This is a genomic window from Brotocaccenecus cirricatena (genome assembly GCF_020687045.1).
Lineage (GTDB): Bacteria > Bacillota > Clostridia > Oscillospirales > Oscillospiraceae > Vescimonas > Vescimonas cirricatena.
This window is the reverse complement of record NZ_JAJEPW010000025.1, coordinates 20311-43699: the sequence shown is the minus strand read 5'-3', so window position 1 is coordinate 43699 and position 23389 is coordinate 20311. Positions and strand designations below refer to the sequence as shown.

At 62.1% G+C, this 23389-nt stretch carries 20 protein-coding genes; 9 read left to right on the top strand and 11 right to left on the bottom strand.

Translation table 11 applies throughout. The annotated features are described in order from the left end of the window. Positions 1-44: 44 nt before the first annotated feature. The 5 genes from LKD37_RS09550 to LKD37_RS09530 form a co-directional block, all read right to left on the bottom strand. Entirely contained in the window at positions 45-536 is a 492-nt protein-coding gene (locus LKD37_RS09550; RefSeq protein WP_302928992.1) for a GNAT family N-acetyltransferase, read from the bottom strand. A 4-nt stretch (positions 537-540) separates the two neighbouring features. Further along, on the bottom strand, positions 541-1422 hold the full coding sequence (locus LKD37_RS09545) for a DMT family transporter (protein WP_302928991.1): 882 nt from the start codon (positions 1420-1422) through the stop codon (positions 541-543). Positions 1423-1518: 96 nt separating this feature from the next. Then, positions 1519-3069 (bottom strand): LCP family protein, encoded by a 1551-nt coding sequence (locus LKD37_RS09540; protein WP_302928990.1) that lies wholly within the window; start codon positions 3067-3069, stop codon positions 1519-1521. A gap of 21 nt (positions 3070-3090) precedes the next feature. Continuing rightward, complete coding sequence (locus LKD37_RS09535) at positions 3091-4647, bottom strand: LCP family protein (protein ID WP_302928989.1); 1557 nt, start codon at positions 4645-4647, stop codon at positions 3091-3093. A 45-nt stretch (positions 4648-4692) separates the two neighbouring features. Next, positions 4693-6174, bottom strand: coding sequence for an LCP family protein (locus LKD37_RS09530; RefSeq protein WP_302928988.1), 1482 nt, complete (start codon positions 6172-6174; stop codon positions 4693-4695). Positions 6175-6440: 266 nt separating this feature from the next. Between LKD37_RS09530 and LKD37_RS09525 the strand changes: the two genes are divergently transcribed. The 6 genes from LKD37_RS09525 (at position 6441) to LKD37_RS09500 (ending at position 12741) form a co-directional block, all read left to right on the top strand. Further along, the gene (locus LKD37_RS09525; RefSeq protein ID WP_302928987.1) at positions 6441-7364 is read left to right on the top strand and encodes a nucleotidyltransferase family protein; all 924 of its coding nucleotides are present in this window, start codon (positions 6441-6443) and stop codon (positions 7362-7364) included. A gap of 18 nt (positions 7365-7382) precedes the next feature. Then, entirely contained in the window at positions 7383-8174 is a 792-nt protein-coding gene (locus LKD37_RS09520) for a M15 family metallopeptidase (protein ID WP_302928986.1), read from the top strand. A 514-nt stretch (positions 8175-8688) separates the two neighbouring features. Continuing rightward, positions 8689-9783, top strand: a complete 1095-nt coding sequence (locus LKD37_RS09515; protein WP_302928985.1) for an SLC13 family permease — start codon at positions 8689-8691, stop codon at positions 9781-9783. 60 nt (positions 9784-9843) lie between these two features. Beyond that, on the top strand, positions 9844-10863 hold the full coding sequence (locus tag LKD37_RS09510; protein ID WP_302928984.1) for a tyrosine recombinase XerC: 1020 nt from the start codon (positions 9844-9846) through the stop codon (positions 10861-10863). Positions 10864-11000: 137 nt separating this feature from the next. Next, entirely contained in the window at positions 11001-11810 is an 810-nt protein-coding gene (locus tag LKD37_RS09505) for a transketolase (protein ID WP_302928983.1), read from the top strand. Between the two features lie 4 nt (positions 11811-11814). Continuing rightward, entirely contained in the window at positions 11815-12741 is a 927-nt protein-coding gene (locus LKD37_RS09500; RefSeq protein ID WP_302928982.1) for a transketolase family protein, read from the top strand. 65 nt (positions 12742-12806) lie between these two features. Here the strand turns inward: LKD37_RS09500 and pyk are convergent, their stop codons facing one another. After that, positions 12807-14546 (bottom strand): pyruvate kinase, encoded by a 1740-nt coding sequence (pyk, locus tag LKD37_RS09495; protein WP_302928981.1) that lies wholly within the window; start codon positions 14544-14546, stop codon positions 12807-12809. Between the two features lie 101 nt (positions 14547-14647). Then, complete coding sequence (gene fba / locus LKD37_RS09490) at positions 14648-15586, bottom strand: class II fructose-1,6-bisphosphate aldolase (RefSeq protein ID WP_302928980.1); 939 nt, start codon at positions 15584-15586, stop codon at positions 14648-14650. Positions 15587-15763: 177 nt separating this feature from the next. Here fba and LKD37_RS09485 point away from each other — a divergent pair, with 177 nt between their 5' ends. Beyond that, on the top strand, positions 15764-17002 hold the full coding sequence (locus LKD37_RS09485) for a 6-phosphofructokinase (protein ID WP_302928979.1): 1239 nt from the start codon (positions 15764-15766) through the stop codon (positions 17000-17002). Between the two features lie 73 nt (positions 17003-17075). Here the strand turns inward: LKD37_RS09485 and LKD37_RS09480 are convergent, their stop codons facing one another. Further along, positions 17076-19517 (bottom strand): ATP-dependent helicase, encoded by a 2442-nt coding sequence (locus LKD37_RS09480; protein ID WP_302928978.1) that lies wholly within the window; start codon positions 19515-19517, stop codon positions 17076-17078. A 290-nt stretch (positions 19518-19807) separates the two neighbouring features. Here LKD37_RS09480 and LKD37_RS09475 point away from each other — a divergent pair, with 290 nt between their 5' ends. Together LKD37_RS09475 and LKD37_RS09470 are read left to right on the top strand one after the other, a co-directional pair. Continuing rightward, positions 19808-21073: a putative DNA modification/repair radical SAM protein gene (locus LKD37_RS09475; protein ID WP_302928977.1), complete on the top strand. Its 1266-nt coding sequence runs from the start codon at positions 19808-19810 to the stop codon at positions 21071-21073. 4 nt (positions 21074-21077) lie between these two features. Then, complete coding sequence (locus LKD37_RS09470) at positions 21078-21938, top strand: TIGR03915 family putative DNA repair protein (RefSeq protein WP_302928976.1); 861 nt, start codon at positions 21078-21080, stop codon at positions 21936-21938. On the opposite strand, the gene LKD37_RS09465 is transcribed toward LKD37_RS09470, so the two are convergent. Genes LKD37_RS09465 through LKD37_RS09455 form a run of 3 tightly spaced genes read right to left on the bottom strand, consistent with a single transcriptional unit; the run spans position 21826 to position 23298 of the window. Beyond that, the gene (locus tag LKD37_RS09465) at positions 21826-22536 is read right to left on the bottom strand and encodes a sigma-70 family RNA polymerase sigma factor (RefSeq protein WP_302928975.1); all 711 of its coding nucleotides are present in this window, start codon (positions 22534-22536) and stop codon (positions 21826-21828) included. The genes LKD37_RS09470 and LKD37_RS09465 overlap by 113 nt on opposite strands. Then, positions 22533-22976, bottom strand: coding sequence for an anti-sigma F factor (spoIIAB, locus tag LKD37_RS09460; protein WP_302928974.1), 444 nt, complete (start codon positions 22974-22976; stop codon positions 22533-22535). Before spoIIAB ends, LKD37_RS09465 begins: the two co-directional genes overlap by 4 nt. A 16-nt stretch (positions 22977-22992) precedes the next feature. After that, positions 22993-23298, bottom strand: a complete 306-nt coding sequence (locus tag LKD37_RS09455; RefSeq protein ID WP_302928973.1) for an STAS domain-containing protein — start codon at positions 23296-23298, stop codon at positions 22993-22995. Positions 23299-23389: the final 91 nt, after the last annotated feature.

Sequence of the window (23389 nt, the reverse complement as noted above, 5' to 3'; positions counted from 1 at the left end):
CTGTCCACCTCGGTGGACAGCCGCTTTTTACTTCAAGTCGGGTATCAGCCCTCCCGCACATAGTCATAGGCCGTGCGCAGGGTGCCGCTGGAGGCGTAGATATTCCCGCATTTCCGGAAGCCGTAGCCCTCAATGGCGGCCTGCATGGCGCGGTTATCCGCGTGGGTGTCCACCCGCACATAGTCGGAAAGGCCGGTGCAAAAGTCGAAACAGGCCCGGGACACCCCGCGGACCGTGCCGCTTGAGGCCAGGCGGTGGATGGTGCCGTAGGGCCGGTCCGCGTGCCACCGTCCGTTCAGCAGCACCTGATAGGTGGGCTCGTCGCCGATGATGAAGGAAAAGGTCCCCACAACGGTTCCGTTCTCCGTGAGCACATAGCTGTCGCCCCGGGCAATGTCCGGCAGCAGCTCGGGAAGCCCCGGATAGTCGCCGCCCCACTGGGTGGGGTTGCCGTGGGCGGCCATGTACGCCTTGGCGGCCCGGAAGATCTCCAGAATGGCGGGGACGTCATCGGTCGTGCTCTTTCGGATCTCCATGGCGTTATTGCTCCGTGCTCTTGTTGGCGAAAATGACGCCCAGGGTGATCAGCACCGCCCCCAGGATGCTCATCCAGCTGATTTTCTCGTCCAGAAGCAGCCAGCCCACCACCACGGTGACAAAGGGGGAGGCATACAGGTAGTTGTTGGTGACCACCACGCCCAGGCGCTTGAAGGCGATGTTCCAGATGGCGAAGCACACGGCGTTGCCGAATACGCCCAGAAACAGCCAGGAGATCAGGATATTGGGCTGGGTGAACAGGGGCGTCAGGCTGGGCAGACCGTCCGTCAGCAGCACCAGAGGCAGGGAGGTCAGGAAGGCCCACAGGAACACCCGGCGGGTCACCAGGAAGTTGTCGTACCGCTCGGTATATTTCTTCACCAGGATGGAGTATACCGCCCACATCAGGGCGGCGGCCAGGGCCAGCAGGTCCCCCAGAGGGCTCAGGTGGAAGGACAGGGTGCCGTTGAGCACCACCAGCACCACACCGGCAATGGCCACCACCGCGCCGATGTATACCAGCTTTCCCAGCTTTTCGCCCTTCCGGGAGAACAGCTGGGCCAGGATCACCGTCAGGATGGGGGACATGGACACCAGAATGCTGACGTTGGCGGCGGAGGTGTGGGCCGCGGCGGTGTTCTGCAGGAAGAAGTAGAAGCTGCCGCCGGTGATGCCGATGAGGATGAACATCAGTTCATCCTTCCAGGGGAGCTTCATGGTTTTGGGCCGCAGGGCCCACAGGGTCAGGTATGCAAGCCCCATCCGCAGGGGGATGATCTGGGTGGGGGTGTAGGCCGTCAGCATGACCTTGGTCAGCACGAAGCAGCTGCCCCAGACCAGGATGGTGAACAGGGCATAAATATGCCCCAGGGTTTTCTCTTTCATGGTTCTTCTCTCCTCTTTCTATCCTCGCGTTTGGTTTGCGGACCCGCAAAATGCCCGGCACTGCCGGGCATTTTGCTTGGGTTTAGATTACCTGTGTCAATCCTGGGGCAGGGTGGGGGTCTCGCCGTTCAAAACCTGCTGGATCAGGCCCTTGGCGGTGTTGATCTGTGTGGCGTCGGGCCACATGACCCACAGCTCCTCGCCTCCGGCGGAATAGCACGGCTCCATGCCGCCCTCGCCGCTGACAGAGTAGCTGGTGATGTTCCAGTGAACGTTGTCCCGCAGCTGCATCTGCACCAGGCTGCTGATGTCCTCATAGGTCAGGCTGGTGATGAAGGAGGTGGACACGGCGTCCAGCACCTTCTGATAGCCCTTGAGGATGGCGGGGGAGGAGGCCTTATCCACGATGGCACGGATCACGGCCATCTGGTTCTTGCCGCGCTGGTTGTCGCCGTCGTCAAAGGCGTGGCGCTCCCGGGCGAAGCACAGGGCCTGCTCGCCGTTGAGGTGGTTGATACCCTTGGTAAAGGTGTAGCCCGCCATGTGGATGCCGTCGCCGTTTTCGTTGGGCACCTCCATGCCCACGGTGGTGAACTCATAGTCGGAGTTCACGTCCACGCCGCCCAGGGCGTCCACGATCTTCTTCAGCCCAGCGAAGTTCACCCGGGCGTAGTAGTCCGCCTTCACGCCGTAGAGATTCCCCAGAACGGCGGCGGACTCGTCGATGCCGTACATACCGGCGTGGGTCAGCTTGTCCCGCTGGCCGTTGCGGGCCAGGGGCACATAATAATCCCGGGGGGTATTGATCAGCAGGATCTGGTGGGTCCGGGGATGGATCACCGCCAGAATGTTCACGTCGCTGAGGCTCTGGATATTGATGTCCGAGCTGCGGGCGTCGATGCCGCTGCAATAGACGACGAAGGGCTGGGAGGTGATGGAAGCGTTGGGCTTGATGGGCTCCAGCTCCTTGGTGGTGCTGAACTCATAGATGATGCGGGTGTCCTGGGTGAAGGTGCTGTAATCGTCCAGCGAATCCAGGGCGGTGAGATAGCCGGAATTGAGGATGATGGCCCCTGCGTTTCCGTCGTACAGGGCGTCCGCCAGGGAGGTCAGGTCTGCGTAGGTGCTGGTATCCACACGGCCGCCTAGGCCGTCCTTGATGTCGTCCAGCAGGGCCTGGGTATTGTTGGCGCTGATGTCGGCGTCCTCGCTGAGGATGCCGAAGGTGTAGCCCACGGTATCGCCGATGCTGCGGGCGGGATCATCCGCCATGACCACCACATAGGAGGTAGTTTTTTGCAGGTTCTTGCCGGCGATGGCCAGCAGGGCACTTTTGCCGGAGGCGGCGGCCACAGAGCCATACAGCATCAGACCCGAAAGGATCACCGCCAGCAGGCCGCACACCAGCTTGCTGGTCTTGACCCGGCGGATGGGCAGCTGGATGATCACATGGCCCGCGTTGATCAGAAGCAGCACGATCTCGATGAGAATCAGATAGAGGTCCGTCAGCAGCTTGGTGGACATCAGCTGCACCAGCAGCACCAGGCTGCAGATCATCAGCAGGCCCATGGCCGCTATACCGAACCAGTCGGCACTGGTGCGGTATAGCCGGTGCCGTCTGCGGCGGGGCTGTTCTTGTTCGTTCATAAGCGTTCCGTCCTTTCTGTGTTACGGGTTCACAACAGGCGTCTCGCCCCGGAGAACCTGCTGGATCAGGTCCTGGGCAGTGGCGACCATCCGTTCATTGGGCAGGACCACGGCGTACCGGGCGTCATTTCCCAGACTGTAGCAATAGTCGGCGCTGTTTTCGCCGGCAAGGCCGTATGTAGTGATGTTCCAGCCGGACATATCCTGCAGCTGCATCTTCACCAGGGAGATGATGTCCTCCTTGGGCATATTGGTGGCGATGGAGTCGGAGGCGGCGGCCAGAACGTCCTGATAACTCTTGAGAATGGCCGGGGAGGCGGCCTTATTGACGATGCCCTGGATCACCAGCATCTGGTTGCGGCCCCGCTGCATATCGCCGTCGTCAAAGGCGTCCCGCTCCCGGGCGAAGGCCAGGGCCTGGCGGCCGTCCAGGTGGTTCAGCCCCTGCTGGAAGGAGTAGGCGGCGAAGTGGAAGTTGCCGCTGCCGTCCTCGTCGGGCACCTCCATGCCCACAGTGTTGAAGGCCACGTCCGAGTTCACGTCGATGCCGCCCAGGGCATCGATAACGCCCACCAGCCCCGCAAAGTGGACCCGGGCGTAATAGTTCACGTCCACGTTATACAGCTGCTCCAGGCCCTTGATGGACTCCTCGATGCCGTAGAGGCCGAAGTGGGTGAGCTTATCCTTCTGGCCCTTGGAGGGGAGGGTCAGGTAGTAGTCCCGGGGGGTGCTGACCAACAGAATCTGGTGGGTGGAGGGGTTCACAACAGCCAGAATATTGGTATCGCTGCGGCTGTTCAGGGGAATATAATCCACCCGCTCATCGGTGCCGCTGCAATACACCACGAAGGGCTCCCGGGAAATATTGGCGTTGGGGGCAATGGGCTCTGCATCCGGGTTGTCAATGGAGAACCGGTAAATGACCTTGGTGTCCTTGGAGAAATTCTGATACCCCTCCGTGCCCTTCAGGACGGAGAAATAGCTGTTGTTGAGGATGATGGCGTCCACCTGCTTATTCAGCAGAGCATCGGCCAGCTGGGGCAGGGTGCCGAAGGTTTCGGTCTGCACCTGGCCCATGCCGTCCTCGATGTGGGACAGCAGGGCGTCGGTGTTCTCCCGGTCCAGGGCCTCCAGGATGCCATAGGTATAGCCGAAGGTGTCGTTGACGGTTTCGGCCTTGTCATCCGCCCGGACCACCACGGAAACGGTGGTCTTGGCGGAGCCGCCGGAGGTGATGTTGGACAGGAACTTCATAAAGGAGCCTGCGGCGGTGGAGGTGAAGATCATGGCGGCGGAGAGCACCAGGGCCACCACGGAACAGATCAGCTTCCCGGCCACGCTGCGGCGCACCGGCAGCTGCACAAAGGCGTGCAGTCCGTTGAGAAGCACCAGCACCAGGATGAACACGACGGTCAGCGCCGTGGTCAGCACTCCGGCGTCCAGCACCCGCACCAGCAGGATCACGCTGCACACCAGCATACACACCAGGGCCAGCAGTCCCAGCCAATCTGCCGGGCCCCGGCTTCCGCCCCGGGAACCGTAATAGGATGAATAGGCATTTCTGCGACGATAACTCATGGGTTTTCTCCTTGTTTTTTCTCTATATCTTTTTGCGTGTGCCGCTCAGGGGATCTGAGGCGTTTCGCCGGACATGACCTGGCGGATGAGCTCTTTTGCGGTATTGACGGTGTCCATATTGGGGCGCATGACCCAGGCGGCATCGCCCAGAGCATAGCAATACGAGGTATCGCCGGAGCCGGAGACGGCGTAGCTGGTAACGTGCCAGCCGGACATATCCTGCAGCTGCATCTGCACCAGGGAGGCGATGTCGTCATAGCTCAGACTGGTGATGAACGCATCGGACAGGGAGGACAGCAGCGTCTGATAATTTTTCAGCACGGCAGGGGAGGAGGCCTTGCTGATAATGGCCTGAATCACGGCCATCTGGTTTTTGCCCCGCTGGTTGTCGCCGTCGGCGAAGGCGTACCGTTCCCGGGAGAAGCACAGGGCCGCCTCACCGTTCAGATGATTGACACCCTCGGTGAAGTTATAGCCACCCATGGAGAAGGTCTTGGTGGAATATACGTCCACGCCGCCCAGAGCGTCCACGAGCTTGGTGAGACCGGCGAAGTTCACCCGCATATAGAAGGACGTGTGGGTGCCGTAGAGATTGTCCAGGGTCTGCATGGACTCGCCGGTGCCGTAGATCCCGGCGTGGGTCAGCTTGTCCAGCTGGCCGTTGTGGGCCAGGGGCAGATAGTAGTCCCGGGGGGTGTTCACCAATAGGATCTGCCGGGTGGTGGGGTTCACCACCGCCAGAATGTTCACATCGCTGCGGCTGGTGATGTTGATGTTGCTGCTGCGGGCGTCGATGCCGCTGCAATAGACCACGAAGGGGTCCTTGGTCACGTCCACCTGGGCGTTGGTATCCGCCGGGGCGGGCTCCACGGTCTTGGTGGTGGTGTATTCATACAGAATCCGGGTGCGGTCGGAGAAGTCGGCATAGCCCTCCTGCTCCTCCAGCAGGGGGATATACCCCTTGTTCAGCAGGATGGCCCCCACCTGGTCGTCGTACAGAGCGTCGGTCAGCAGGGCAGGGGAGGCGTAGGCCGTGTGCTCTGCCGCTCCCAGCTTCTCCTGCAGCTGCTGCAGCAGGGACTGGGTGTTCTCGGTATCCCGGTCCTCCAGAATGCCGAACCGGTAGCCCTTGACGTCGTCCAGACTCTGGGCCGGGTCATCGGCGTTGACGATGACGCAGGTGATGTCCGTCTCCACGGACTTGTCCGCCACATCGGTGATGGCGTGCTGCACGGAACCAAGAGCCACCGCGCCATAGAGCATGGCGGCGGCCAGCACCAGGGCCACGATGCCGCAGGCGATCTTTCCGCCGGTTTTCTCCCGGTGGGGCAGCTGGACCCAGCCGTGCAGACCGCTGAGCACCAGAAGCGCCCCAACTGCCAGCAGCAGCTGGCCGGTGGGCAGGAACTTGGTGGATATCAGCCGCACCACCAGCACCGCGCTGCAGATCACCAGCACGGCGAAGGCGACCAGGCCGAACCAATCCGCCCCGCTGCGGCGGGGGGAGGAGGTCTTTTCGGTTGTCATAGCGTGTCTCCTTTGCAATGGGATAAGTCGCCGGTGCGCCGCTTCGCAAAGCACACCTATTATAACAGTCTCCTATTATATATCCTGCGGCCGCAAATTTCCATCCCAAATTGTAACAATTATATGAATTTCCCCATATTTACCAGCCTGCTCCCCGGTTTCATACGGTAAAACGGTTGAAGCGGCGGAAAAAATGTGGTATGATGAACTACACTGTCGGACCCGGCGCGGAACACCGGGTCCGGAATATGAGGAGGAAAACAGATATGAAGGCAGCTCTTGTTATCATGGCGGCCGGGCTTGGCTCCCGCTATGGCGGAAATAAACAGGTGGACGGCGTAGGCCCCGGCGGCGAAATTCTGATGGAATACTCCATCCACGACGCCATCCGGGCGGGCTTCACCAAGATCGTGTTCATTATCAAAAACGATATGCAGGACCTGATGCGCAGCCTCTGCGGCAACCGGAGTGCCGGGCTGACGGCCCGGGACGGGGAGCCGGTGGAGGTATGCTACGCCGTGCAGGACTATTCCAGCCTGCCGGCCTTCTATACCGTGCCCGCCGGGCGTACCAAGCCCTTCGGCACCACCCACGCCGTGCTGTGCGCCCGGCCCTATGTGCAGGAGCCCTTCTGCGTCATCAACGCCGACGACTATTACGGCGTGGACGCCTACCGGGCCATCTATGAGGAGCTGGGCCGTCTGCCGCAGCAGGGGAAGGCCACCATGGTGGGCTATCTGCTGCGCAACACCGTCAGCGCCCACGGTACCGTGTCCCGGGGCGTGTGCCAGGTGGAAAACGGCCACCTGGCCGGGATTCACGAGGCTCTGAAGATCCAGCTGTTCCCCGACGGCAGCATTGCCGACGTGGCCGACGGCCAGCGCCGTGAGCTGGCGGCGGATACGCCGGTGTCCATGAACTTCTGGGGCTTCATGCCGTCGATTTTTGACCAGATGGAGACTTATCTGGAGGACTTCCTCCGCGCCCTGCCGCCGGAGGAGCTGAAGGCCGAGTGCCTGCTGCCCAACATGGTAGGGGACCTGCTGAAGAAGGGGCAGCTGTCCGTGTCCGTGCTGCACTCGGCGGACCGCTGGTTCGGCATGACCTATCACGAGGACCGCCAGGCCGTGGCCCAGGAGCTGGCCCGGCTCCACGAAAACGGTACATATCCCGCTACGCTGCGGAACTGAAAAGGAGAATCACTTCACATGCAAAGCAGCAGAAAACAGCCGTCCCGGCGACTGGAAAAGCGAGAAAATAGCCGCCGTTGGCTACTGATCCCGGCCCTGTGCGCCGCCGTCATTCTGGCGGTGGTGCTGATTGTGGAGCTGAACAAACAGCCCCAGGTGCTGCCGGACAACTCCAACACCACTCCCGTTTCCCATGACCAGCCCACGACTCCGGACCCCGAACCGGAGCCGGACCCAGAGCCTATACCGGAGCTTCTGACTCTGGTGAACCCCTGGAATCAGGTGCCGGAGGACTGGACGGTGGACTTAGTGACCCTGCCCAACGGACTGGAGATCGACAAGCGCTGCTATGACGCGCTGATGGACATGATCGACGGATGCTACGACGCCGGCCTGACGCCGGTGATCTGCTCTGCCTACCGGACTCAGGACTTCCAGCAGACCCTGTATGACAACAAGGTGTCCAAGTGGATGGAGCAGGGCTATAGCCGGGAGGAGGCCCGGGAGAAGGCCGGGCATCAGGTGGCGGTCCCCGGCACCAGCGAGCACCAGCTGGGGCTGGCGGTGGACATTGTGGACGTCAATTATCAGCTGCTGGACACCAACCAGGAGAACACCGCCGTGCAGAAGTGGCTACTGGAAAACAGCTGGCGCTATGGCTTCATCCTGCGCTATCCCACGGACCAGACGGATGTCACTGGAATCGTGTATGAACCGTGGCATTATCGGTATGTCGGTAAGGAGTACGCCCAGGACATCTACAAGAAGGGTCTCTGCCTGGAGCAGTATCTGGAGCAATGGGGAAAGTAAGACACTGGCTCATGCGGCAAGAGTGGAAAAAACAATGGACAAACACCTATGATCGCTTCAGGTACCGGATGCAATAATAACGGCGGCCCGGGTGGCTTGTGCGCTGACTGCAAACGCAGCCGGTACACGCTACCCGGGCCGGAATTGTTTTCAAATAGGTGCAGTACTGACTCATACTGAGCGCGCACGCACAGCGTGCGTAAACACACTGTGACTAAAACCCGCAAACTCTGCACCGGGGCCGCACAGGGGACCCCGGAAGCGCAATCTTTGATCCGGATGCCCATTCAGCCCAAATGCGCTCTACGCCTACTCGCAATTGAACAAAATTTACATTTTGTTCAATCTTGATTGCACCAAAAAAATGCCCCCCCTTCCTGGCTGGTTCCGTGAATGACAAAAGCACCGGGAGTTCTTCTCTCCGTGAACCGCCCCTTGCTATTTTTTCGCGCCTGTGGTATCGTATCAGACGCCGGGCCGTTGTCCGGCTATGCCATTCAATAAGGAGACTCCCATGAAAATCGCTTCCTGGTGCCGGGCCAACGCCATGCCCCTGATTGCTGTGCTGACAGCGGCGGTCACGGCCTGTTTTGTGCCGCCGGACGCGGCCTATGCCGGATATTTCGACTGGAAAACCCTATCCTGCCTGTTCTGCGTGCTGGCGGTGGTGTGCGCCCTGCGCAGTGTGGGCCTGTTCCCGGTGATCGCCCGGCAGCTGCTGCAGCTGTTCGGAACCGCCCGCAGCGTGGGCACGGCCCTGGTGCTCATCACGCTGGTGGGCTCCATGCTGCTGACTAACGACACGGCCCTTCTGACCTTTCTGCCTCTGAGCTGGATGGTCCTGCAGGAGGCGGGACAGGAAAAGCTGACCGCCTATGTCTTTATCCTGCAAAACTGCGCCGCCAACTTAGGCGGTATGCTGACCCCCTTCGGGAATCCCCAGAACCTATATCTGTTCGACCACTATCACATTCCCGTGGGCCAGTTCCTGTCCATTATGCTGCTGCCGTTTGCCCTATCCACGGGGCTGATCCTGCTGTGCTGCCTGCTGATCCCCCGGCAGGTGCTGGCGGTGCCCCAGCGGGAGCTGACGCTGGACAAGCCCCGGGCCATCGCATACGGACTGCTGTTCTGTCTGGCCGTGGGGATGGTCCTGCGGGCGGTCCCCTACCCTGTGGGCCTGGCGGTCATCGCGGCGGCGCTGGCCGTTATGGATCCTCGGGCGCTGAAAAGCGTAGACTGGGGGCTGCTGGTGACCTTTGCCGCGTTTTTCGTGTTCTCCGGCAACATGGCCCGGATTCAGCCGGTGCGGGAGCTGTTCGGCCGACTGCTGGCCCATGGCGTCCTGCCGGTATCGGCGCTGACGTGCCAGGTGATCAGCAACGTCCCCGCCGCCATTCTGCTGAGCCAGTTCACGGACCGCTTTCGGGAGCTGCTGATCGGCGTCAACATCGGCGGCGCCGGAACGCTGATTGCGTCCCTGGCCAGCCTCATCACCTTCCGGGAATACACCCGCCGCTGCCCGGAGCAGACCGGCCGGTTCCTGGGCCTGTTTACCCTGGTCAGCTTCGGCTTCCTGGCAATTCTGCTGGCGGCGCTGAGCCTGTAGGGGTTTACAGCCGGGTCGGATTGCGGTATGATTAAGCCATAGAAAGCGAGGTGCGAAGCCATGGACTACCGGGAGGATTCCCCGGAAATTCTGCTGGATTTCCTGTCGTATCATGAGACCATCAAGGCCCACTCCCAGCGGACAGTGGACGAATATTATCTGGACCTGCGGAATTTTTTCCGCTATCTGAAGTGGACCCGGGATCCGGCGCTGCAGGAGCAGCCCATGGAGTCCGTGGACGTCCGGGACGTGGACCTGACCTTCGTGGGCTCCGTGACCCTGACGGAAATCTACGCCTACATGTCCTACCTCAGCCGGGACCGGGTGCTTCACCCCAACAGCGACCGGTCCGCCAAGGGACTGAACCCCACCTCCCGGGCCAGGAAGCTGGCCACCATCCGCTCCTTTTACGGGTATCTGTGCAACAAAGTCCACAGGCTGGACCGCAACCCGGTGAAGGACATCGACGCGCCCAAGCTGAAAAAGACCCTGCCCCGCTATCTGACGCTGGATGAGAGCATTTCCCTGCTGGAATCCGTGGACGGGCCCAACCGGGAGCGGGATCTGTGCATCCTGACGCTGTTTCTCAACTGCGGACTGCGTATTTCGGAGCTGATCGGGCTGAACCTGTCGGACATTCACGAGGATGCCCTGCGGGTCCTGGGCAAGGGCAATAAGGTGCGCATGGTGTACCTGAACCAGGCGTGCCTGGACACGCTGCGGGACTATCTGGCGGTGCGGCGGCCCATAACCGGGCCGGACCGGGATGCCCTGTTCCTGTCGGCCCGCAACCAACGGATCAGCCGCTCCATGGTCAACGCCCTGGTGAAAAAGCACCTGTCCCAGGCGGGGCTGGACAGCACCCAGTATTCCTCCCACAAGCTGCGCCACACCGCCGCCACCCTGATGCTGCAAAACGGCGTGGACGTGCGGGCGGTGCAGGAGGTCTTGGGCCACGAGCACCTGAATACCACGGAAATATACACCCATATCGACAACGAGGCCCTGCGGGTGGCTGCAAAGGCAAATCCCTTGTCACAGGTGAAGACCAAAGGGAAAATCAAGGATGACGACAACTGAGAGGGTCCGTGTGGACCCTCTCCCCTTTTTGCGGCAATTTCCGGGGAGAACCGGGAATTTTTCCGGCCAGGCCATTGACATTCTGCCCGGAATGCTATACCCTAACGAGAGGTAATTATTTTATATGGAGGTTTCTCATGAATACGGCAGAGCTTTCCAGCATGAGCAAGCAGGTCCGGCGGGATATCATCAACATGACCGCCAACGCCGGCAGCGGCCACCCCGGTGGTTCCCTGTCTGCGGCAGACCTGATGACTTGCCTGTTTTTCAACCACATGCATGTGGATCCCAAGCACCCGGACGACCCCAATCGGGACCGTTTCGTGCTGAGCAAGGGCCACGCGGCCCCCTGCTACTATGCGGTCCTGGCGGAGATGGGCTTCATCAGCCGGGATGAGTTCAAGAATTTCCGCCAGCTCCACAGCATTCTCCAGGGTCACCCCGACAGCAAGAAGGTCCCCGGCGTGGACGCCGCCACCGGCTCCCTGGGCCAGGGCTGTTCCATCGCCGTGGGCATGGCCCTGGGTGCCAAGGTGCAGCATAAGGACTGCAAGGTCTATACCCTGCTGGGCGACGGCGAGTGCCAGGAGGGCCAGATTTGGGAGTCCTTCATGGCAGCGGCCCACTATCATCTGGATAACCTGACCATCATCATCGACAACAACGGCCTGCAGATCGACGGCACCAACGATGAGGTCATGTCCCTGGGCGACCTGCCCGCCAAGCTCCGGGCCTTCGGCCTGGACCTGCATGAGATCGACGGCCACGACATGGACACCATTGAGGCGGCCCTCAGCGCCCCCGCCGTCCCCGGCAAGCCCAAGTGCATCCTGGCCCACACCGTCAAGGGCAAGGGTGTCTCCTTCATGGAGAACCAGGTGGGCTGGCACGGCAAGGCCCCCAACGAGGAGCAGCGCCAGCAGGCTTTGAAGGAATTGGAGGACTGAGACCATGAGTGAAAAAATCGCAACCCGTGAAGCCTACGGCAAGGCTCTGGTAGAGCTGGGCGCCGCCAATGAGCAGGTGGTGGTGCTGGACGCCGACCTGGCCGGCGCCACTATGACCAAGCATTTCAAGGCCGCCTATCCCCAGCGCTTCTTCGACTGCGGCATTGCCGAGGCGGACATGATGAACATCGCCGCAGGCCTGTCTACCATGGGGCTGGTTCCCTTCTGCTCTACGTTTGCTATGTTCGGCGCAGGACGGGCCTATGAACAGATCCGCAACTCCATCGCCTATCCCAAGTTCAACGTGAAGATCTGCTGCTCCCACGCCGGCGTGTCCGTGGGCGAGGACGGCGGCAGCCACCAGGCCATCGAGGACATCGGTCTTATGCGCCTGATCCCCGGCATGACCGTCATCGTTCCCGCCGATGCCAAGGAGGCCCGGAAGGCCACCCTGGCCCTGGCGGAGTTCCGGGGTCCGGCCTATATGCGTCTGGCCCGTCTGGCCACCCCCGTGTTCGAGGAGGATTATCCCTTTGAGATCGGCAAGGCCAACGTCCTGCGGGAGGGCACCGACGCCGCCGTGTTTGCCTGCGGCCTGATGGTCAGCGAGACGTTGGCGGCCGCCAGGCTGCTGGAGGCCCAGGGCATCCGCATCGCGGTCATCAACGTCCACACCATCAAGCCCATTGACGCCGCCTGCGTCACCCAGTGGGCCGAAAAGTGCGGCAATGTGGTCACCGTGGAGGAGCACAGCGTCATCGGCGGCCTGGGCGACGCCGTGGCCGACGTGCTCATGGGCAAGGTCAGCTGCAAGTTCCGCAAGATCGGCGTCAACGATCAGTTCGGCCAGTCCGGCAAGGCTGCCGACGTTCTGCGGGAGTATGGACTCACCGCCGACCAGATCGCCGACCGCATCCGGGAGACTCTGTAACCTCATTCGATGCAAAAATCGGGAGAAATCGTCTGATTTCTCCCGATTTTTCTGTCCTGATATGATTATTGGGGAATGACCTGCACGATTCCCCGGGCGCAGTCCACGGACACGAAGGTGCCGTCCTTCAGGCGGCGGGTGGCGTCCGAGGCCGCCACGATGACGGGCTTATTCAGTAGCAGTCCCACGGTGGCCGTGTGACAGTCGGCGCTGGCCTCCTCGCTGACGATGGCCGCAGCCTGCCGCAGCCAGGGCAGCACCTCGTTGTTGGTATAGGGCACCACCAGCACATCGCCGGGGTGGAATTTCTCCGGAATATCCTCCAGCGTCCGGCAGACGCACAGCGGGCCGGAGGCGATCTGACTGCCCACGCCGATGGCGTTGACCAGGGAGCCGCCCACCTGAGCGATGCGGATCATATTGGTGGTGCCGGAAATTCCCACCGGCACGCCTGCGGTGACCACCACCAGGTCCCCGTGCTTCACCAGCCCCGCCTCCTGGGCGGACTGGATGGCCAGGTCCACCAGCTGATCGGTGCTGCTGGCCCGGGGCATGGTAATGGGCACCAGGCCCCAGTACAGGGCCATCTGGCGCTGGACCTGGGGGTCCAGCAGCAAGGCCACCACCGTGGCGGCAGGCCGGAACCGGCTGACCATCTGGGCGGTAATGCCCCGCTGGCTGACGGTCAGGATGGCGTCCGCGCCGATGTCCTCCGCCGTGGTGCAGGCGGCGTGGGCCGTGGCGGCGGTGATGGACAGCCGGGTGCGCTTGGGCGTCTTGGTGGGACAGATGCGGTCGATGTTGCTCTCGGTTTTCCGGGCGATGGCGTCCATGGTCTGAACGGCCTCCACCGGGTACTTCCCTGCCGCCGTCTCGCCGGAGAGCATAATGGCGCTGGTGCCGTCATAGATGGCGTTGGCCACGTCGGTGATCTCCGCCCGGGTGGGCCGGGGATTTTCGATCATGGAATCCAGCATCTGGGTGGCGGTGATCACGGGCTTCCCGGCGGCCACGCACTGGGCAATGATGTTCTTCTGAATGGCAGGGATCTCCGTGAAGTCGATCTCCACGCCCATGTCCCCCCGGGCCACCATGATGCCGTCAGCCACGGACAGGATGTCCGCCAGATTGCTGACGCCCTCCTGGTTCTCGATTTTGGCGATGATCCGGATCCTGGAGTGATTCTTATCCAGAATGTGCCGGATCTCCCGGATATCGGCGGCAGACCGGACAAAGCTGGCGGCGATGAAATCGAACCCCTGCCGGATACCGAACAGGATATCCTCCCGGTCCCGCTGGTTCATATACGGCATGGACAGGGACACGCCGGGAACGTTGACGCCCTTCTTGTCCTTCATCACGCCGTCGTTCTCCACCCGGCACCGGATCTCCCGTTCGGTGGTCTCCAGCACCGTCAGCCGCACCAGTCCGTCGTCCAGCAGGATGGTGTTACCGGGCTTCACGTCCTGGGGCAGCTGGGCATAGGTGATGGAGCTCCGGCTCTCGTCGCCGGGAACGTCGTCGGTGGTCAGGGTAAAGCTCTGGCCGGTTTTCAGCTGCACCGGCCCGTTCTGAAAGCTCCTCAGCCGCACCTCCGGCCCCTTGGTGTCCAGCATGGCGGCCACCGGCAGATGAAGCTCCTCCCGCAGGGCCGCCAGCTGGTCCAGGCGGCGCTGATGCTCGTCATAGCTGCCGTGGGAGAAGTTGAACCGGGCCACGTTCATGCCCGCCTGCAGCATCTGCCGCAGCACCCCCTCCCTGTCGGTGGCCGGACCCAGGGTGCATACGATTTTTGTCTTTCTCATGGTCTTTCCTCTCTGCTCTGTTGGGGTGGCAATCCTGAAAATGCGCCCCCCTGGGCACCGGTGGGGTCACAGGGGGGACGCAAATGGGGTCGTCTTATCTCTCAGAACGCCTTGCCGTCGCAGCCCAGAACGTCCACGAGCTTGTGGGCCACCAGCTCCTTGATGGCCTGGCGTGCGGGCTTCAGATACTGCCGGGGGTCAAAGTCCGCCGGATGCAGAGCGAAGTGCTCCCGGATGGAGGCGGTCATGGCCAGACGCAGGTCGGAGTCGATGTTGATCTTGCACACGGCCAGGGAAGCGGCCTTGCGCAGCTGGTCCTCGGGCACACCGATGGCGCCGGGCATATTGCCGCCATACTGGTTTACCTTGGCCACCAGGTCCTGGGGCACGGAGGAAGATCCGTGCAGCACGATGGGGAAGCCGGGCAGACGGCGGGAGACCTCCTCCAGCACGTCGAAGCGCAGCTGGGGCTTGGTGCCGGGCTTAAACTTATAAGCGCCGTGGCTGGTGCCGATGGCGATGGCCAGAGAGTCGCACCCGGTCTTGGACACGAACTCCTCCACCTCCTCAGGGTGGGTATAGGAGGAATCCTCGGCGGACACGTTGACCTCATCCTCGATGCCGGCCAGGGTGCCCAGCTCAGCCTCCACCACCACGCCGTGGTCATGGGCGTATTCCACCACCTGGCGGGTCAGGGCGATGTTCTCAGCAAAGGGCTTGGAGGAGGCGTCGATCATCACGGAGGTGAAGCCGTCCTCGATGCAGGACTTGCACAGCTCGAAGCTGTCGCCGTGGTCCAGGTGCAGGGCGATGGGCAGGCCGGTCTCGATAACAGCGGCCTCCACCAGCTTCTTCAGATAGGTGCGGTTGGCATAGGCCCGGGCGCCCTTGGACACCTGCAGGATCAGGGGGGCCTTCAGCTCGGCAGCGGCCTCGGTAATCCCCTGAATGATCTCCATGTTGTTCACGTTGAAGGCGCCGATGGCGTAACCGCCGTTATAGGCCTTCTCGAACATTTCCTTTGTTGTAACCAGTGGCATAATAAATCGCTCCTTTTGAAAATTTGGTCTTGACTTGTATGGAATGATTGGGATAAGATGTACATATGCATTGTACCACATTTTTTCTTTTTTGCAAGCCCCGATGGTTTACTTTATCAATCTTTTATGATAAAATATTCCGCACGACAAGAAAATTCTACTGGGAGGTAGTCAATCATGAAAGAATTAAAAGGTGCCTGTATCATCGGTCAGTCCGGCGGGCCCACGTCTGTGATCAACGCCAGTGCCTACGGCGTCATTGACACGGCCCTGAAGTCCGGCGTCATCACCCAGGTGCTGGGCGCGGAGCACGGCATCAAGGGCGTTCTCAGCGACCGTCTGTTCGACATGGGTCTGGAGGATCCCGAGGAGCTGCGTCTTCTGAAATACACCCCCTCCTCCGCCCTGGGCTCCTGCCGCTATAAGATCGCCGATCCCGAGGTGGACGACACCGACTATCGCCGGATCCTGGAGGTGTTCAAGAAGCACAACGTCCGCTACTTCTTCTATAACGGCGGCAACGACTCCATGGACACCTGCAACAAGATCAATCAGTATATGCAGTCCGTGGGCTACGAATGCCGGGTCATGGGCGTTCCCAAGACCATTGACAACGACCTGTTCGGCACGGATCACTGCCCCGGCTACGCCTCCGCCGCCAAGTACATCGCCACCTCCCTGATGGAGGTGAACCTGGACGCCCATGTGTACGACACCGGCATGATCGTGGTCATGGAGATCATGGGCCGCCACGCCGGCTGGCTGACGGCCGCCGCCGCCCTGGCCGGTGAATACGGCGCAGGCCCCGACCTGATCTACCTGCCCGAGGTGGACTTCAGCATGACCCAGTTTATTGAGGATGTCAAGCGCGTATACGCCGAAAAGGGCTCCTGCATCGTGGCTGTGTCCGAGGGCATCCACTATGAGGACGGCGGCTTCGTCTCCGAGGCCAAGGTTGCCGCCAACGACGGCTTCGGCCATGCCCAGCTGGGCGGTCTGGCCGCCATGCTGGCCCAGGTGCTGAAGGAGGAAACCGGCGCCAAGGTCCGGGGCATCGAGCTGAACCTGCTGCAGCGCTGCGGCGCACATCTGGCCTCCGAAACCGATATCGAGGAGTCCTACATGGCCGGCAAGGCCGCCGTGGAAAACGCCATCAACGGTATCAACGGCCGCATGATCGGCTTTGAGCGCGGCATCCGGGATGGCAAGTATGCCTGCAAGACCAAGCTCATCCCCCTGATGGAGGTGGCCAACACCGAAAAGAAGGTTCCCCGGGAGTGGATCAACGAGGCCGGCAACGGCGTGAACCACCAGTTTGTGGAGTACGCGCTGCCCCTGATCCAGGGCGAGCCGGACCTGCCCAAGGTGGACTCCCTGCCCCGCTTTGCCCATCTGAAGAAGATCCTGGCCAAGTAAATCCCCGTTTCAACGATCCCCTGGCGCTTGTGCGCCAGGGGATTTTTAGCTTTTCCTGTAATGCGAAATAGCTTTACAGCTTTACCAAGTGCGCACCTGCGGCCTTCAGCATGAGCCGCTTGGTGCCCACCCGGTCGAAGGCCACCTCTACCAGGGCATCGCCGCCCATGGGCCGCACGCTCAGGACCATCCCCTGGCCGAAGGCGCTGTGCCGCACCCCGTCGCCGGGCTGCAGCTGCAGCAGCGGTGCGGAGACCGCCGCCGGACGCACCGGGCGCTCCGGGTGTGCCGGACGCTCCGGGCGCTCCAGGTGTGCCGGACGCTCCGTCCCGGGCCGCGCCTCCCGCTGCGGCGCATAGGCAGGCCCATCGCCGAAATCGTCCCAGGAGGACGTCGGACGGGGCTCGGGCTTCCCCAGCCACTCCATGTTCTCCTCCGGGATCTCCTTCAGAAACCGGGAGGGCATGCAGGGAGTGGTGCGGCCGAACAGCATCCGCTGCCGGGCGTTGGTCAGGGTCAGCTTCTCCTTGGCCCGGGTCATGGCCACATAGCACAGCCGCCGCTCCTCCTCCATTTCCTCCGGCTCTCCCATGGCGCGATTCCCCGGGAAAAGCCCATCCTCCATGCCTACCACGAACACGCTGGGAAACTCCAGTCCCTTGGCGCTGTGCATGGTCATCAGCGTCACGCAGTTGTCCCCGGCCTCCTGGCTGTCCAGGTCCGTATACAGGGCCACCTCGTCCAGGAAGCCCGACAATGTGGGATTCTCCGGATCGTTTTCCAGGAAGGCCTGGATGCTGGAGCTGAGCTCCTCCACGTTTTCCAGGCGGCCCCGGCTCTCCATATCGTTCTTCTCCTGGAGCATCCCCACATAGCCGCTGCGGCGGCACACATATTCATAGAACTCCACCAGGCCCATATCGTCCGCCTGACGGCGCATTTCGTCGATCATCTCTGTAAAGCCTGTCAGCTTGCCAGTGCTTGCCTTCAGCTGGGGATAGTCTCCCGCCCGCCGCAGAACCTCCATCAGCGGCAGACTCTCCTCCGTGGCGATGACCTGGGCCTTGTCCATGGTGGCCGCGCCGATCTTCCGGGCGGGTACGTTGACGATCCGCCGCAGCCGCAGGTCGTCGGTGGGGTTGTTGATGACGCACAGATACGCCAGCATGTCCTTCACCTCGGCCCGGTCGAAGAACTTGGTGCCGCCGATGATCTTATAGGGCACGCCGTTGCGCTTGAAGGCATACTCCAGGGCGTTGGACTGGGCGTTCATGCGGTACAGCACGGCGTTGTCCTTCCAGTTCACCCCCCGGCGATAATTCATCATGATTTGCCCCACCACATAGTTGGCCTCGTCTCCCTCATTGAAGCAGGTCTTCACGGTGACCACCTCCCCCGCCCCGTTCTCGGTCCACAGGGTCTTGCCCTTGCGGCCCACGTTGTGGCGGATCACGGCGTTGGCGGCGTCCAGAATATTCTGGGTGGAGCGGTAGTTCTGCTCCAGCCGGATGGTCCTGGCCCCGGCGTACTGCTTTTCAAAGCTGAGGATGTTCTCGATGTTGGCCCCCCGGAAGCGATAGATGCTCTGGTCGTCGTCGCCTACCACGCAGATGTTCTTCCGTCCCCCGGCCAGCAGGCTGGCCAGCATATACTGCATGTGGTTGGTGTCCTGATACTCGTCGATGAGGACATAGCGGAACTTGTTCCGGTAATATTCCAGGGTCTGGCGGTCCGACTGCAAAAGCTCCACCGTGTGCAGGATGATGTCGTCAAAGTCCAGGGCATTGGCGTCCCGCAGGCGGCGGTTATAGGCGGCATAGACCCGGCCCATCCGCACCCGTCTCCAGTCGCCCCGCTGTTCCCACAGCTGGCTGAACTCCTCGGGCATCATCATGGCGTCCTTGGCGTTGGAGATCACCGACAGCACCTCCCGCACCGGGAAGGTCTTTTCCTCCAGCCCCATCTCCTTGAGGATGTCCTTGATGACCCGCTTGCTGTCGTCGGTGTCGTAAATGGTAAAGCTGCGGTCGAAGCCGATTTTGTCGATGTCCCGGCGCAGGATGCGGACACAGGCCGAGTGGAAGGTGGCGGCCCACACGTCCCGGGCCTCCTCCCCCAGCATCTTCTCCAGCCGGTCCTTCAGCTCGTTGGCGGCCTTGTTGGTGAAGGTGATGGCCAGCACCTCCCAGGGGCGGGCAGGCTCCACGGCGCAGAGATACTGCATCAGCGGCCGCTGCTCCGGGTCCGGCCGGGCGGCATACTGCTCCAGAAATTCCACCTCGTCCCGGGAAATGGGCAGCGGTATCTCATCTGTGTCGCTGCCCCGGCCATAGCGCAGGAGGTTCGCCACCCGGTTGATCAGCACCGTGGTCTTGCCGGACCCGGCCCCCGCCAGCAGCAGCAGCGGCCCCTCGGTGGTCAGAACCCCCTCCAGCTGCCGGGGATTCAGGTGCGCATAATCCGTGGCAATGGCCCTTGTCCGGGCCTCAATAAATCGTTTCTCCAGGTCGTTCATAGTGTTCCTTCCCCTGTCTGTATTCTTGTCTCTCATTTTAATACAATTTTCGTCTCCGGTCAACCGCTCCGCAAAACTTGTCGAATTTTTGTTCGATTATCTCTTGACAAGAACGTCTGTTCGATTTATAATACAGATAGAACAAATGTTTTGGAGGCGTTCCCTATGACGACTTTTGGATTTATTGTGATGCTGCTGGGTGCCGGTGCTTTCTCCGCCGGGGTTATCCGTCTGGCGGACTGGATTGATCAGCCCCGTCCTCGCCGCCGCACCGCCTGAGGCCGCCGGTCATGGAACTGCTGGATAAGCTGGCCATCCTGGCCGATGCGGCCAAATATGACGCGGCCTGCACCTCCAGCGGCGTTCGCCGGGGCTCCCGGCCGGGCATGATCGGCAACACCAGCTCCTCCCTGGCAGGCTGCTGCCACAGCTTCTCTGCCGACGGGCGCTGCATCACCCTGCTGAAGGTGCTGATGACCAATCGCTGTGTCTACGACTGCAAATACTGCGTCAACCGCCGGTCCCACGATACCCGCCGGGCGGCCTTCACCCCCCGGGAGCTGGCGGAGCTGACCATCGGGTTCTACCGGCGCAATTATATCGAGGGCCTGTTCCTGTCCTCCGGCGTCCTGCGCAGCCCCGACTACACCACCGAACAGATGATCGAGTGTCTGCGCCTGCTGCGGCAGGAATACCGGTTCAACGGATATATCCACGCCAAAGCCATCCCCGGCACGTCCCCGGAGCTGGTGCAGCAGCTGGGCCTGCTGGCGGACCGGCTCAGCGTCAATATCGAGCTTCCCTCCCAGGAGGGGCTGCAGACCCTGGCCCCGGATAAAAACAAGCAGGCCATCCTGCGGCCTATGGCCCTCATCCGGGACCGGACCGCCCAGAGCAAGGCGGAGCTGGTGCAGTATAAGCACGCCCCGGTCTTTGCCCCGGCGGGCCAGAGCACCCAGCTCATCGTCGGCGCTACCCGGGACACGGACCGGCATATTCTGCACCTGACAGAATCCCTGTACCAAAAATACAGATTGAAACGCGTGTTCTACTCCGCCTATGTTCCGGTGGTGGAAAACGCCCTTCTGCCCTCTCTGGACACCAAGCCGCCCCTGCTGCGGGAGCACCGGCTATACCAGGCGGACTGGCTGCTGCGGTTTTACGGCTTTAAGGCCCAAGAGCTGCTGGACGAGGCCCACCCGGACTTCAATCCCCTGCTGGACCCCAAGTGCCATTGGGCCCTGTGCCACCTGGAGCAGTTCCCGGTGGAGATCCGCAAGGCGGACCTGGAGACTCTGCTGCGGGTGCCGGGCATCGGACCGGTCAGCGCCCGGCGCATCGTCTCCGCCCGTCGGCAGACTCCTCTGCGGCTGGAGGACCTGCCCAAGCTGGGCGTGGTGCTGAAGCGGGCGCAGTTCTTCGTCACCTGCGGCGGCCGTATGCGCCCGGGGCTTCACTTCTCTGCCGCCACCCTGTCCCGCCAGCTAGAGGCCATGGAGCGGGGCCAGCTGCCGCCCCAGGAATGCCGGCAGCTGTCGCTGTTCGATGCCGGGTGACGCCATGGAGGATGTGATTTTTCAATATGATGGCAGCTTCCCCGGCTTCCTGTGCTGCGTGTTCGACAGCTATGCCCATAAAGAATTCCCCATCGCCTTTTACAGCGATGAGGAATGCGTCTCCCTGTATCCGGTGCGGGTGGTGGTTACCCGCCGGGACCATAGCCAGCGGGTGTACGACAGTTTGCAGCGCCTGTCTCCTCCGGCTCTGAAGGTCCTGCGCCGGGCCTGGCTGACCTGTCTGGAGGACAAGGAGCTTCGCCTGTACGCCTTCATCCGCAAGCTGTACGACCAGGGGCCCGGCTTTATGCGCAGCAAGGCCGACGATGTGTACTACCCCATCGCCTGCGCCCTGCGTCACCTGGGCGGTGAACTGGAAAAGCTGCGGGGCTTCGTGCGTTTTTCCGATTACAACGGCATCCTGGGCGGCGAGATCGAGCCAAAGAACCGGGTGCTTCCTCTGCTGGCCAACCACTTCTGCAGCCGCATGGCCGGGGAGTCCTTCTTCCTGTACGACCGCGCCCACCGGGAGCTGCTGCTGTACACCAAGGGCCAGCGCCGCATCGTCCCGGTGGAAAGCCTGACGCTGGAGCTGCCCGGCTCGGAGGAGCTTCAATACCGGGCCCTGTGGCAGGAGTTTTTCCGCACCGTATCCATCCGGGAGCGGACCAACCCCCGCTGTCAGAACTCGTTTCTCCCCAAGCGGTATCGGGGTGTCATGACGGAATTTCTTCCGGTGGACTACGAGGGCCTCAACCGTCCAGCAGCCGCCGGAGATCTGCCAGCCCCCGGCGCTCCAGCCGGGATATCTGCACCTGGGACACCCCCAGGATCCGGGCCGTCTGCTCCTGGGTCAGCCCCTTGAAGAAGCGCAGCAGGATGGTCATTTTCTCCCGCTCCGGCAGCTGATCGATGGCCTCCCGCAGGGCGATGTGCTCCACCATACGATCCTCCGGGCTGTCGGTGCCCAGGGTGGACTCCAGGGTCAGCCCCTCCGCCGTCTCCTGCTGCAGGGACTCCGGCGCGCCGGTGGCCAGATCCACGCTGGCGATCTCCTCCGGCGTCAGCCCCGTCTCCTCCGCCAGCTCCGACAGACGGGGGTCCCGGCCCAGCCGGTGCCGCAGCCGCTCCCGGGCCGCGGCCAGGGCCTGCCCCTTTTCCCGGATGCTCCGTCCCACCTTTATCGCGCCGTTGTCCCGCAAAAAACGCCGTATCTCCCCGGCGATTTTCGGGACAGCATAGGTGGAAAACTGCGTTCCGTATGTCAGGTCAAACCCCTTTACAGCTTTGATGAATCCAATGCATCCCAGCTGATACAGGTCGTCCGTCTCCACCCCACAGCCATAATACCGCCGCACAATGCTCCAGATCAGTCCGCTGTTTTCCAGCAGCACCTGCTCGCAGGCCTTGTTGTCGCCGTTCTGGGCCCGGTCCAGCAGCGCGAACAGCTGCCCGCCGCTCATCGCCGGCCGGACAGGCGCGGGGCGATGCGCTTGCGCATGGACACGGTGGTGCCCTTCCCCGGTGTGGACTTCACCGTCAGCCGGTCCATAAAGCTCTCCATAATGGTAAAGCCCATGCCGCTGCGCTCCTGGCCGCCGGTGGTGAACAGCGGCTGCCGGGCCTGGCCGATGTCGTCGATGCCCCGGCCCCAGTCCCGCACCGTCAGCTCCAGCACGCCGCCTTCCAGAATGCGTAGCTTCATCACGATTTTCCCCAGCTCGTCCGGATAGGCGTGGACGATGGCGTTGGTCACCGCCTCGCTGACGGCGGTTTTGATGTCCCCGATCTCGTCCAGCGTTGGGTCCAGCTGGGCGGCAAAGGACGCCGCCGCCATGCGGGCAAAGCCCTCGTTGGCGCTGCGGCTGAGAAATTCCAGGGTCACATAGTTTTCGGCCTTCATCTTATGTACCTCCTCCCTATTCCACGGTGACAAACCGGTCCATGCCTGCGGCGTCCAGCACCTTCCTCGCCTGGGGCCTCACGCCCCGCAGCGTCACGGCGCCGCCCAGGTCCCGCATGCGCTGCCGGACCCGCATGACCACCGCGATACCGGAGCTGTCCATAAACGTCACCCCGGACCAGTCCAGCACCAGCCGCAGCGGCAGCGCCGCCTCGATGGCCCGGTCCAGCCGGCCCCCGATCTCCCGGGCGGCGTGGTGGTCCAGTTCCCCGATCAGGGCGATCTCCAGGCACCGTTCCTCCTGTCTGACCGTCATTTCCATGCCGATTCACTCCCTTATCATCCGCCCTGTGCTCCAGGGCTTTTGTGCTTTCAGAATCCGATCTTCTCCGCAGGCCCCAAGACCCTCGGGC